General features: G+C 72.2%; 9 protein-coding genes. 4 read left to right on the forward strand and 5 right to left on the reverse strand.

Going from position 1 to position 12,720, the window contains the following annotated elements; all coding sequences use genetic code 11:
* Positions 1-70 precede the first annotated feature (70 nt).
* The 3 genes from KUA19_RS35030 to KUA19_RS35040 all read right to left on the reverse strand — a co-directional run bounded on the left by KUA19_RS35030 (position 71) and on the right by KUA19_RS35040 (position 4,885).
* Entirely contained in the window at positions 71-2,311 is a 2,241-nt protein-coding gene (locus tag KUA19_RS35030) for a hypothetical protein (protein ID WP_217403139.1), read from the reverse strand.
* A 109-nt stretch (positions 2,312-2,420) separates the two neighbouring features.
* Positions 2,421-2,900, reverse strand: coding sequence for a hypothetical protein (locus tag KUA19_RS35035; protein ID WP_217403140.1), 480 nt, complete (start codon positions 2,898-2,900; stop codon positions 2,421-2,423).
* A 176-nt stretch (positions 2,901-3,076) separates the two neighbouring features.
* Positions 3,077-4,885, reverse strand: coding sequence for a hypothetical protein (locus tag KUA19_RS35040; protein WP_217403141.1), 1,809 nt, complete (start codon positions 4,883-4,885; stop codon positions 3,077-3,079).
* A gap of 164 nt (positions 4,886-5,049) precedes the next feature.
* Here KUA19_RS35040 and KUA19_RS35045 point away from each other — a divergent pair, with 164 nt between their 5' ends.
* Complete coding sequence (locus tag KUA19_RS35045; RefSeq protein WP_217403142.1) at positions 5,050-6,780, forward strand: NAD-binding protein; 1,731 nt, start codon at positions 5,050-5,052, stop codon at positions 6,778-6,780.
* On the opposite strand, the gene KUA19_RS35050 is transcribed toward KUA19_RS35045, so the two are convergent.
* Entirely contained in the window at positions 6,731-7,399 is a 669-nt protein-coding gene (locus KUA19_RS35050) for a phospholipase A2 (RefSeq protein ID WP_217403143.1), read from the reverse strand. The two genes, KUA19_RS35045 and KUA19_RS35050, sit on opposite strands and share 50 nt — an antisense overlap.
* 222 nt (positions 7,400-7,621) lie before the next feature.
* Positions 7,622-8,899, reverse strand: coding sequence for a DUF4032 domain-containing protein (locus KUA19_RS35055; RefSeq protein WP_372451961.1), 1,278 nt, complete (start codon positions 8,897-8,899; stop codon positions 7,622-7,624).
* Positions 8,900-9,060: 161 nt separating this feature from the next.
* On the opposite strand from KUA19_RS35055, the gene KUA19_RS35060 reads away from it, so the two are divergent.
* From KUA19_RS35060 to KUA19_RS35070, 3 genes are all read left to right on the forward strand, one after another.
* A complete protein-coding gene (locus KUA19_RS35060) occupies positions 9,061-10,362 on the forward strand; it encodes a trypsin-like serine peptidase (protein ID WP_254550602.1) in 1,302 nt (433 codons plus the stop codon).
* A 197-nt stretch (positions 10,363-10,559) separates the two neighbouring features.
* Positions 10,560-11,261 (forward strand): phosphatase PAP2 family protein, encoded by a 702-nt coding sequence (locus KUA19_RS35065; RefSeq protein WP_308167825.1) that lies wholly within the window; start codon positions 10,560-10,562, stop codon positions 11,259-11,261.
* Positions 11,262-11,356: 95 nt separating this feature from the next.
* Positions 11,357-12,565 carry an APC family permease gene (locus tag KUA19_RS35070; RefSeq protein WP_217403246.1) on the forward strand — a complete coding sequence of 403 codons (1,209 nt, stop codon included), beginning with the start codon at positions 11,357-11,359 and terminating at the stop codon, positions 12,563-12,565.
* Positions 12,566-12,720 lie beyond the last annotated feature (155 nt).

Raw genomic sequence — 12,720 nt, forward strand, 5'->3', positions numbered from 1 at the left:
ACCCTGGTCGGCGAGCATATGACCTGGTCACTGGGGGCTGTCGAGGGCTATGGGCGTGCCTGTGACCAGGTCACTTGTCGGCGCGGGCGAGGGAGCGCGTCAGGGCGGGCAGGACGGCGATGGACAGGGCGAAGCCGAACCCCTGCAGCACCATCGCGGCCACGTACGCCCCGTCGGTCAGGTCGGCGGCCTCGACCAGCCCGAAGGGCGACGTCGGCAGGATCGCGTCGATGGCGAGCAGCAGCGCGTTCGTGTCCAGGTTGTCGGTCGGATGCGTCGGACCGACGTCGGTGAACAGCCACGTGCCGCAGGCGATGGCGGTGAGCAGGCAGGCGAAGGCTCGCGCGGGCACGTAGCCGTACCCGGCCAGGCCGTCGATCAGCAGGCCGGGCAGGCGCCGGATCAGTCCTGGCAGCGTGCTGGCCCCGCTGGTGTTGCGCCGCTGGCTGCGCCGTTTGCCGAGCAGGACGATGCGGGCCTCGCGGTCGTGGCCGTTGGCGCGGTAGTACGCGGCGAGCTGCTCGTACATCTGCGGGTGGTAGCCGTCGGTGTCGCGGCGCAGCCAGGTCAGCCGCTGGCGCACCGGCGGATCGGGGTCCGGGTCGAGGTCGGTGTAGGTGAGGCCGCTCAGCCGCATGCTGCTGTGCAGGGCGCCGACGGGGACGCACAGCCGGCCGATGGTGGCCTGCCGCAGGTCGGTGACGCCGGGCATGCTGTCGGGCAGGATCAGGAAGCTCGCGGTGAGCGACTCGCAGTCGAGCGTGAGGTGGGTACGGACCGCGCCGGCCGGCACCGTGAACGTGGCGGCCTCGAACGTGGCCCCGCTGAGGGTGGCGTTGGCCAGGCACACCGTTCCCTCGGCGGTGAAGCCGTGGCCGCACTGCATGATCCGGCCGACGGTGAGGTCGCGTCCGTTGAGCGCCAGCCCGTCGGGGTGTCGCAGCGTCGCTCCGGACAGGGACAGCTGCCCGGCGACGGTGGCGCCGTAGAGGTTGACGCCGCCGTTGGCGGTGAAGCCGCCGTAGCAGACCATGTCCATGTCGACGTGCAGGTTCTCGGCCGACAGCGCCTCACCGCCGGGGTTGTCGAGCTTCGCGCCGACCAACGACAGGACCCCGCCGATCTTGGCGCCGCTCAGGTCGACCATGCCGGTGGCGGTGAAGCCGTCGTAGCAGTACATGGCCTGGCCGATGGTGATGCTCTGCGCGTGCAGGGCCCGGCCGCCCGGGTTGCTCAGAGTCGCCCCGACCAGCGAGAGCTGCCCGTCGATTCGGGCGCCGTACAGGTCGATCGCGCCGGTGGCGGTGAAGCCGCGGTAGGCGAGGATGCTCTCGCTGACGGTGAGGTTCTGCGCGTTGAGCGCCTGGCCGCCGGGGCGGCTGAGGGTGGCGTCGAGCATGGACAGCTGCCCGCCGATCCGGGCGCCGCTGAGGTCGATGGTGCCGCTCGCCGCGAACCCGTCGTTGAAGTAGACGTCCCGCTCAACCACGAGGTTCTGCGCGTTGAAGGCGTACCCGTCGGGGTTGGTGAGCTTGGCGCCGATCAACGACAGCCGTCCGCCGATCTTGGCGCCGCTCAGCTCGATCGCGCCGTCGACGGTGAAGCCGTCGTGGCAGATCACGTCGCGGTCGACGGTCAGGTTCTGCGCGTTGAACGCGTACTGCCCGGGATGGTGCAGCTTCGCGCCGATGAGCAGCAGCATGCCGCCGATGTGCGCGCCCGACAGCGCCATCGAGCCGTCGGTGGTGAACCCGTCGTTGCAGAGCAGGTCCTGGTCGACGACGAGATTCCAGGCGTTGAGGGCGTCGGCGCCGGGGTTGACCAGCCGGGTCCCGGTCATGGACAGCTGCCCGGCGATCCGGGCGCCGTTGAGGTCGAGCTCGCCCTCGACGCGGCTGCCGGACAGGTGGGTGGGGCCGGAGGTCTGCAGGCCGTGCGCGGTCAGGCCGGGCAGGCGGCAGCCGGTCAGTGCGATGCCCTTGGTGTACGCGTCGGCGAGGTCAGGCGCCTGATCGAGCCAGCACCGGTCCAGGTGCAGTTCGTACGACGTGTCGCCGCCGTTGAGGTCCAGGTCGCCGGTGACCAGCGCCCCGGCCAGCCGTACCTTGGCGATGTAGCCGCGGTCGACGTCGCGCACGCCCAGCAGCAGCCGTGCGATCAGCTCGGCGCGTACGGTCCGGTCGGCGCCCCAGGTCTGCGGGTCGAAGCCGTCGGCGGCGGGTTCGCCGGGACCGAGGTCCACCATGGTGCCCGACCCGAACGCGTCCCACAGCGCACGTTCGGCCTCGTTGACCAGCTCGTCCCTGTCCACGTGCGCTCCTCCCCGAAGCAAAAACGGGGAAAGCCTTTCATCCATGGCCGACCGAGCAAAGCCGACGATGGGGCGAGCGATGGGCCGGTTCGGTTGATGGCGGATGCGGTCAGGACTGCTGCGGGCTGTTGGCGCTCGCCGTGCGGCGGTGCGCGTCGATGGTGCCGACCAGGGCTACCAGCTGCTCGAACGTCACCCGGATGGCAGGGGAGAACAGGCTGCGGGTGACGCCGACGTGGGTTCGCAGCACGGTGCCGTCGGCCAGTTCCAGGTGCAGCAGGCGGCGTTCGGGCTTGGCGGGCAGCGGCCGGATGTACGCCTCGCGCAGGTTCGCCAGCGGGACGAGGGTGCGCGACAGCGGGCGGCGCAGCAGCAGCCGATCGCCGACGAGGTAGATGCCCTGCTGATACAGCGCCTGCGAGCCGACCAGCAGCACCAGCAGCGTGATGGTGGGCAGCGGGTCGGTCCGGCGGTCGATCAGGGTGGCGACCAGCAGCAGTGCGGACAGTACGGTGCCCACCAGGTAGAGCAGGCCCAGGGTGGGGCGCGGGGTCAACCGGGTGGTGCGGGTGAACTCGACGGAGGGCATGCGCCGCATTGTGCCGGGTGTACGGGCGCGGCGCTGCCCGGTACGACGCAGCGCGCCCGGTACGACGCAGCGCGCCCGGTACGACGCAGCGCGCCCGGTACGACGCAGCGCGCCCGGTACGACGCAGCGCGCCCGCGCACGGAGTCCGTGCGCGGGCGCGCCGAGGTCGGGCCGGATCAGCCCAGCGGGAGCAGGCCCGCGGCGGTGCCGACGACGGGCAGCCCGCGCAGCACCTCCATCGAGGTGGCCATGTTGCCCAGCAGCGGCAGGTCGTTGACCAGCGGCAGCTGGCTGAGCAGGCCACTGATCGGCAGTGCCGCGCCGGTCGAGCCGGCGCCGCCGGTGAGCGAGCCCAGCAGCGGCAGGCCGCTCAGCGGCAGCTGGCCGACCAGCGGCAGCTCCTCGGCGGTACGCGCCGACTCGGCGTACTCGGCGTCCTCGCCCGCGACGGGCCGCTCGGTGGCGCGGTGGCGGCCTTCGTGCTGGTGCACGGGCGCGGCCGCCAGCGGTGCCGCCTGCTGCACGGGCAGCAGCTGTGGCTGGGTGGCCGGCGCCAGGCCCGGCTGGGGCTGGGCGAGCTGCGGCTGCGGGGCGAGCATGTTCGCGCCACGGCCCGCGCCGAAGCCGTTCAGGCTGCTGGTGACCTTGCCGAGCGCGTCGCCGACGATCGGCAGCGAGCCCACGATCGGCAGCGAGGTGCCCGGCTTGCCGCCCTGGACCACGCCGTTGCGCAGCAGGCCGCCGACGAACGGCACCTGGTTGATGGTGTCCAGGCTGAACTTGCCGTTGACGACGTCGCGGACGACCGGCAGCTGCTTGGCGATGTCGCCCATGACCAGGATGCCGTCGAGCGGGCCGCCGTCGCCGAGCAGGTCACCCACGATCGGGATGCCGCCGACGAACGGGATGCCCTCGGTCGGGCCGCCCGCGAGCAGGTCCGGGTCGACGCCGGGTGCGACCAGGTTCGGTGCCCCGCCCAGCAGGTCGTCGGTGCTCTTGCGCCCCATCGCGTCGGCGATCAGGTCGGGCACGATCTGCGAGGTCGCGTTGGCGACCTGCTGCGACAGCACCGGGTCGAGCGTCAGGCCCTGCTGGTCGCTGGCGTCGAGCATGCCGCCGTCCAGCAGCATGTCGGCCTGGCGGGTCAGCCCGTCGGTGGGCGCCCCGTCGAGCCAGTCGGCGAACCGGTCCTGGCTGATGTCGTTGGCCGCGGGGACGTTGGACGACGGGAACGGCGCGCGGTCGGGCTTGGCGGTGTTCAGACCGCTGGTCAGACCGCCGAGGCCGCCGGTCAGGCCGCCGGTGAGGCCACCGAGCGGGCCGCCGCTGTCGGCGCCGCCGCCGAGCAGACCGCCGGTGAGGCCGTCCAGCGGGCCGCCGCTGTCGGCGCCGCCGCCCAGCAGACCGCCGGTCAGACCGCCCAGCGGACCGTCGGTGAGGCCGCCGATGGGGCTCGCGCCGCCGAGCAGGCCGCCGGTCAGCCCGCCGGCGAGGCCGCTGACCGGACTGGTGCCCCCGCCGCCGAGCAGGCCGCCGAGCGGTCCGAGCGGGAGGCCCTCGGTGCGCGCGGCCGGGGCGCCGGCGAGCAGACCGGTCTGGCCGAGCAGGCCGGTCGCGCTCGAGAGCAGGTTGGAGCTGGGCACCATGTCGGAGAGCCGGGGCAGCTTGCCGGCGAGCGTGATGTCCTGGACACCGGGGGCGTGCGCGGTGATGCCGAGGCTGCCGCTGCCGCGCGTGATCGACACGGGTCCGTCGGGCAGCAGTCCGGCGTCGACCCGGGCCTGGGGTGTGTCCAGGGACAGGCCGAGGTTGTTGAGGCCCCCGGTGGGGGAGAGGAGGTCGGCCACCAACCCGCGCATGGCCTGAAGATCGGCGGTCGGCTTGGCCTCGGTGGCCGTTTCAGCGTGTGCGACGCCACTGCCGAGAAGCATGACGCCGCTGGCCACGCCGACGGCGCCGACGGCCCTGTAGAACCACTTGTTCATGTCCATCCATTCGATTGCTGACCGGTGCACCCGAACTGCGGGGTGCGTAAAGGTGCATTCGTCTGATGAAGCAACGACCAAAAGGGGCATATCGTCGCGGGAAAGACATGTACGGCGATCCCTCGCGGGTGGTCTCCGTGGTGCGTGATCGATACCATCCGGGCGTGCTGAGCCCCTCCTCGGTCATCCCCGAGCCGCGCCGCGGTGGCGGGAACCACTTCGTCGTCAATGGTTCCGACGGCCTGGCCTACCGCCTCGCCGAGCAGCTCACCCAGCGGTACGGCGCCGACGTCGTGCTGCTGATGACACCCGAGCAGCTCAGCGGCGCGCGGGACTTCGGCGAGCTGCCCCGCGTACGGGTGCTACTGGTCGACCGGGTGGACGAACGCGCGCTGCGCGAGGCCGACCTGGAGCACGCACTGGGTCTGGCGCTTACCGTCCAGGACGACGTAGGCAACATCCACATCGCGTTGCGGGCCCGCGACATCGTGCCCGACCTGCGGCTGGTCGTCCGGATGTACAACTCGAACCTCGGCCGGGGCATCGAGGCGCTGCTCGGCAACGCCAAGGTTCTCTCCGACGCCGAGATCGCCGCTCCGGCGCTGGTGGCGATCGCGCTTGACGAGGTGAACGCGGCGCCGGTGCCGGTCGCGGGCCGTACCCTCGTCGTCGCCCGCCGCCACGCCGTGGTACCCGCCGACGTGGTCTGCGGTCTGGTCGACACCACCTCACCCGGCGCCGCCGTCGACCTGCTGCCCGCCGACCCGGCCCGCGCCGACCTGGTCCTGGCCGAGAACCGGGAGACGACCTCGGTCGCCGACACCGTCAACGCGGTCGCCCGGCGGGTGACCCGCCGCGCCCGGCGCTGGCGGCTGCGTGCCGTCGTCGACACGGTCAAGTCGCTGGTCTCGCGGCAGTTCCGGCTCGCCGTCAGCACGACCCTGGTGGTGCTCGCGGTGGCCGGATTCTTCTTCGCCCGCGGCGCGCACGTGCGCAGCGTCTGGGACGGGATCTACCTGACCGCCGTCAACGCGTTCGGCGGCCCGGAACTGAGCCCGGAGCTGCCCGGACGGCAGCAGGTGCTGCAACTGGTCATCGCGCTGGCCGGGCTGGCGCTGGTGCCGCTGGTCACCGCGATGGTGGTCGAGGGCACGGTCAACGCGCGGCTGGCGGTGGCCCAGGGGCGGCTGCGGCTGCCCACCGAGGGGCACATCGTGCTGGTCGGGCTGGGCAACGTCGGCACCCGGGCGATGCGGATGCTGTACGACCGGGGCGTGCCCGTGCTCGCCATCGACGTCAACGAGCAGGCCCGGGGCGTGGCGCTGGCCCGCGAGCTGGGCATCCCGCTGATCATCGGCGACGCCAGCCGGGAGAGCACGCTGCGCTCGGCCAACGTGCAGCAGTGCCGCGCGCTGATGACCCTGGCCAGCAACGACGTGATCAATCTCGAGGCGGCGCTGCACGGCCGGAATCTGCAGCCGCAGCTACGGGTGCTGGTCCGGCTGTTCGACGGCGACCTGGCCGCCCGGGTGCGCAAGACCTTCAGCATCCGCTTCACCCGAAGCGTCTCCTACCTGGCCGCCCCGGCATTCGCCGAGGCGATGATGGAACGCGAGGTCATCGGCACCATCTCGGTCGAGCGCCGGGTGCTGCTGGTCGCCGAGGTCGTCGTCGGTGCCGGATCGCCGCTGGACGGCGCGCGCCTCGGCGACGCGGACACCCCCGGTGCGGTACGCGTCATCGCGCTGGCCGAGTTCGGCGAACCCCGCCCGCTGTGGCAGCCCGCCGACAACCGGGTGCTGCACGCGCGTGACCGACTCACGGTCGTGGCCAGCCGGGACGGGCTCAGCGGTCTGATGACCCAGGTCGTCGCCGCGGGCGCCGCCACAGTCTGAGCCCGCCACCGCCACCGACCGCCGCGAACAGCACGAGCCCCGCGGTGCGGGTCAGCCCGGCCGTGTCGACCGGCGGCCCGGACAGCTGCCGCCACGAGTTGAAGCCGACCCCGGCCGCGAACAGGTCGACCGTGGCCGCGCAGCTGGTCGGGGTGCTGTCGGCGGTGCACTGCACCCGCAGGTCGTGGTCGAGCAGCAGGTCGATGCGGTCGCGGGCGTCGGGGGCGAGCGGGGCACCCTGGCGACGGGCGTACCGCAGCAGGTCATAGCCGAAGTCGTGGGCCATGCACGGCACCGCGAAGTCGAACGGGCGCCCCTCGCCGGGCACCGAGCACGAGCCACGCGGGTTGATCACGCGCGGCTCGCCGTCGGCCAGCCGCGCGGTGACCGGCTGATACCCCATGACCTTGGCGAAGTCGCGCGGCACGGTGCTGAGGTCGCCGCTGGGCAGCGCCTGGACGGTACGGGTGGCGGCGAGGTCGTGGCGCTCACGCGCCTCGCCCGGCGCGGCCAGGGTCAGTGCTGCCGCCACGCCGAAGCCGAGCACGACCAGGGAGCGCAGCACGCCGCGCACACCGGCGCCGGCGCGGCCGGGGGTACGGCGCAGCCGTGATCGCATCGTCGCGACCCTTCGGGTAGGAGCGGCCCGGTGGGGGTTCGCATTGACGGGGGAGTCGCCGCTGTCCGGGTCGGCGGGCCATGCTACCTGCCCAAACGCCCTCCGCCCAGCGCTCGCCCCGGGGCTTTGTCATCGACGTTGGCCTATCCAGAGGACGAATCTTGGAAATCCGTCTTGTAGATAGGCCAGCGTCAATGCAAAACGGGGTGAAGGCGAGGCGGGTCAGTCGACCAGGGACTCGTCCTCGGGGGCCTCGTCCTCGTCGTCGTCGGAGGACATCAGCATGTCGTCGTCGACCTCGTAGCCGAGCACGGCCTGCTCGTCCGGGCGGTGGATCAGCACGTTCGCCAGGAACGACTGGACCGCGGGGGCCAGGCCCAGATCGCGGCCCGCCTGCTCGCTCAGCGCCCAGCGGTGCTCGATGATCTGCACGAACAGCTCCGGCGGCTCCAGCTTGCCGCGCAGGTGCGGCGGCACGGCGCGGATCACCGGCTCGAACACCTCGGTCAGCCAGCGGTGTGCCGCCTGCGCCTCATCGGGCATGTCCGACTCGGCGCGGTACGCGTCGAGGTCGTTGAGCAGCGCGCGCGCCTGGTTCTCCTCGGCGTCCAGACCGGTCAGGCGCAGCAGGCGGCGGGTGTGGTGGCCCGCGTCGACGACCTTCGGCCGCAGCATGACGGTGCGGTGGCCGCCCTCCTCGACGACCGACATCGACACCTCTTCGACGTCGAAGCCGAGCTCGTTGAGGCGGCGGATGCGCTTGTCCATCTGGCGGCGGGTGTCGGCCTCGACGGCCTGCTCGAAGGTGAGCTCGTGCCACAGCGTCTCGTACCGGCGGACGACCTCGTCGGAGACGTGCTCCGGGTCGATGCCCTCGTGCAGCAGGCCCGCGGCCTGCAGGTCCAGCGCCTCGCCGAAGATGTTGGTGCGGGCGATCTCCAGGTCCTCGCCGCGCTGCCCCGGTGACAGCCGCAGGTGCAGCTGGCCGGTCTCGGCGTCGACTAGGTACGCCGCGAACGCGCCCGCGTCCCGCCGGAACAGGGTGTTCGACAGCGAGCAGTCGCCCCAGAAGAAGCCGAGCAGGTGCATCCGCACCAGCAGCGCGGCCAGCGCGTCCAGCAGGCGGTTCATCGTCTCGGGGCGCAGCGTGTGCGAGAACAGCGCCCGGTACGGCAGCGAGAACTGCAGGTGGCGGGTGACCAGCACCGGCTCCAGCACCTCGCCGTCCAGGGCGACCCGGTCGGCGACGATGGCGACCGCCTCGACGGCCGGGGCGCTGATGCGTTCGAGCGCGCGGAGCAGGTCGTACTCCCGCTCGGCGATCTTTTCGCGGGTCTCCTTGACGGCGTAGACCGTGCCCTGGAGCTTCACGAAGCGGACGACGTGACGGGAGATGCCCTGGGGCAGCGCGACCAGGTGGTCGGCCGGCCACTCCTCCAGTGGAGTGGACCAGGGCAGGTCGAGAAGGGCAGGGTCGACGAGGGCAGAGGTTATCCGCACGGGGGTAAGCGTACGGATGTGCGCCGAGCGTCGGCGGGCCCATGTGTCGCATCCCCTTTTCGGCCGAGGGTCCGGCCCGTGGCCTGCGTCGTTGTGCATCCGGAGAGATCGGTTCGGACGCTCGGGAGGCGGGTCGGATGCGGCGTACGGTCGCGATGGTGATGGGAATCTCTGCCGTACTGGCGGTGGCGACGGCCGCGGGGGCGTCGGTGCTGCACGGGCACGGCGAGCCCTCGGTGGCCGCAGGTGCCGAGCATGCGCTGGTCAGCGGCGTGCAGCACCCGGCCGAGCCCGTCGCGGCGGTGGTGCCGCAGCAGTCGGCGCAGCCCAACTCGGCCGCGGCGAAGGTTTACCGCACCGGGCGGGCCGAGGCGGGCAAGGTCGAGAAGGCCGACACCGTGCTCGGGTATCTCGACGGCAAGAAGAGCGCCACGCTGCGCTACCCCGGCGCCGAATTCGTCAAAGTCCACTTCTCGCAGCTGGTGCTGCTGCCCGGCGACTACCTGACCGTCAGCGACCCGGCCCGCACCGAGGTGCACCGCATCGACGGCGACCCGGTCGGCTCGGTGCTGGGCACGGCCGGACGCTGGGCGATGTCGGTCACCGGTGACACCGCCCTGGTCGAGCTGCACACCGGGGCGCTGGACCTGCTCGGGCTGGGCTCGGCCGTGGACCGGCTCGGCGTGGTCGTCGACCGGGTCACCCACGGGTACACCGAGGCCGAGCGGGACGCGGCGTCGGAGTCGTACCGGCTGGCGAAGAAGAAGCAGGCGACCACCGGGCGCGAGGAGACCGTCTGCGGCAACGACGAGAAGGCCGACGCGGTCTGCTACCGCAGCACCGATCCGGTGGTCTACCGGCGCTCCAAGGCGGTGGCCCGGATGCTGATCGACGGTGTGGAGCTGTGCACCGCGTGGCGGGTCGGCCCGACCAACCGGCTGCTCACCAACAACCACTGCGTGGCCGACGAGAAGGAGGCCACCGACGTCGAGGTGTGGTTCAACTACCAGTGCGCCGAGTGCGGTGGCTACGCCGTGTTCCGGCCGACGAAGGTGTGGCTGGACCAGCTCGTCGCCACCGACAAGGTGCTCGACTACAGCCTGTTCTCGGTGACCGACTTCGACCAGGTGCAGAAGTTCGGCTACCTGGACCTGGACCTGCGCCGCCCGGCCGAGGGCGAGGAGCTCTACATCCCGCAGCACCCGGCTGGCGCGCCCGCGATGGTCGCGCTGACCAGCGACCGCGACAAGGCGGGCAACTGCGCGATCCAGGACAACTCCTACGACGGGTACGACGACGACACCGACGTCTCCTACTACTGCGACACCGAGGGCGGCTCCTCCGGCTCCCCGGTGATCTCCCGCCAGACGAACAAGGTGATCGCCCTGCACCACTTCGGCGGCTGCCCCAACTCGGGCGTACGCATCGAACTCATCTACCAGCAGATCTCCTCGAAGCTCTGACATGGCGCCCGCCTCCGCGGGCGCGGCGTGCTCGCCTTTCAGGCGGCGTCTTCCCTCGTCGCTGCCGAGCCTGCGGCTCGGGCACGCTCCTCAGTCCAGACGCCGCCGGCGAGCACGCGGCTTGCGCGTGGTGTGGGCGGGGTGGAGATGTGGTGACGGATTCCGTGACGGCCGCCTGGGTGCTGCATAGTGGGCGGGTGGTGAGGTGGACGCGCAGGCTGGACCGGTTCGCGAGCTGGTGGTGGGATGCCGTATTACTCGCGGTGTTCGTGGTGGTCACCGTGCTGGTGGCACGCGGGAGCACGGCGGGGCTCGACCTGGGCGTACGCGACTGGGTGCGGGCTCATCAGCCGGGCTTCGCGCACCAGGCGGCCTGGGCGTTGAACTATCTCGGCCAGGGCTGGCTGGTGATGTGGATCATCACCGGGGGGTTGACCGTGTTGCTGCTGGTGCGCAGCCGGTCGTGGCGGGCGCTGCTGCCGGGGGCGGCGGGGTTCGTGCTGACGTACGTGACGCTCGGGCCGTTGAAGGTCTGGACGCATCGGGACGCGCCGAGCAGTGACCTGCCCAACGCGGTGGAGATGTTCAACCCGCTGGCGGTGGGCTACTCGGCCTCGTACCCGTCCGGGCACGTGGTCAACGCGATCGTGTGGTGGGGGATCATCGTCATCCTCGCCTCGCGGATGTGGACGCTGCCGCCGACGCTGGTGCGCTGGCTGCGGGTGGCGCCGCCGGTGATCGTGCTGCTGACGACGACGTATCTGTCGTACCACTGGATCACCGACGGCATCGCGGCACTGGCGCTGGGCCTGCTGCTCGACCGCCTGATCCACCGCGTCGACTGGGACGCCGTCCTGCCGGACCTCCGCCGGGCGCGCGTCGCCGCAGCCGCCCGCTGAGCAGCCAAAGGTTAAGAGGGTGCCCTTCCTATACGTATTGCGATAAGAAGGTGCCCTTCCTTCTGTTCACTCGGGGCGGTTAGCCTGCGCGGGTGATCGTTGCGTTGTCGCGTCGGCTCGGGCCGCTGGACGCCGTCGTCATCGGGCTCGGCTCGATGCTCGGGGCGGGCGTGTTCGTGGTGTGGGGACCCGCGGCGGCCGCCGCCGGGACGGCGCCCGCGCTGCTCGGCGCGCTCGCGCTCGCCGCGCTGGTGGCGGCGTGCAACGCGACCGGGTCGGCCCGGCTGGCCGCGCGGTATCCCGAGTCCGGCGGCACGTACGTCTACGGGCGCGAGCAGTTGGGCGCGTACACCGGGTTCCTGGCCGGGTGGGCGTTCGTCGTCGGCAAGACCGCCAGCTGCGCCGCGATGGCGCTGACCATCGGCTTCTACCTGTGGCCCGCGCACGCCCGGCCGGTGGCCGCGGCGGCGGTGGTGCTGCTGACCGCGGTCAACGTGCGCGGCGTCGCCAAGACCGCGCTGGCCACCCGCGTCCTGGTCGCGATCACCCTGGCGGTGCTGGTCGCGGCCGTGGTCGCAGGCCTGACCCACGGGGGTACGGCCGCAGCCGGGTCCACCGGCCCCGCCGACCCGCTGGCCGCCGCGGGCCTGCTGTTCTTCGCCTTCGCCGGGTACGCCCGGATCGCCACGCTGGGCGAGGAGGTGCGCGACCCGGCCCGCACCATCCCGCGCGCGGTGCGGATCGCGCTCGCGGTGGTGCTGGTGATCTACGCGGCCGTGGCGCTGACCTGCCTGACCGTGCTGGGCCTGCCGGACCTGGCCAAGTCGACCGCCCCGCTGGCCGAGGTGGTCGCCCGCTCCGCCCCCGCCCTGGTCCCGGCCGTACGCGCCGGGGCCGCGATCGCCGTGTGCGGCGTGCTGCTGAGCCTGCTCGCCGGGATCGGGCGCACGGTGCTGGCCATGGGCCGCCGCGCGGACCTGCCGCGACGCCTGGCTGCCGTGCACCCGAAGTTCGAGACGCCCTGGCTGGCCGAGCTGACCGTGGCCGCGATCGTGGTGGCCGTGGTGTCGCTGGCCGACGTCCGCGGTGCGATCGGCTTCTCCAGCGTGGCGGTGCTGACCTACTACGCGATCACCAACGCGGCCGCGTGGACGCTGGGCGGGCCGAAGTCACTGCGGGCGGTGGCGGCCCTGGGTCTGATCGGCTGCATCGTGCTCGCCACGACCCTGCCCGAGCCGACCGTCCTGGCGGGCGTCGGCATGCTCGTCATCGGCACCATCGCGTACGCCGCCAGCCGCCGCTGACGCCCCACCCCCCACGTCCGCCGCCCGCCGAAGTTCCAGGGATTGAGGCTGCACTTTCGGGGAAAGTGCTGGAATCTTGGGCCGCTTACCAGCACTTTCCCCGAAACTGCAGCCGATCATGCGGGTGCGGGTGCGGGTGCGGGTGCGGGTGCGGG

This window comes from Catellatospora tritici, from assembly GCF_019083965.1.
Lineage (GTDB): Bacteria > Actinomycetota > Actinomycetes > Mycobacteriales > Micromonosporaceae > Catellatospora > Catellatospora tritici.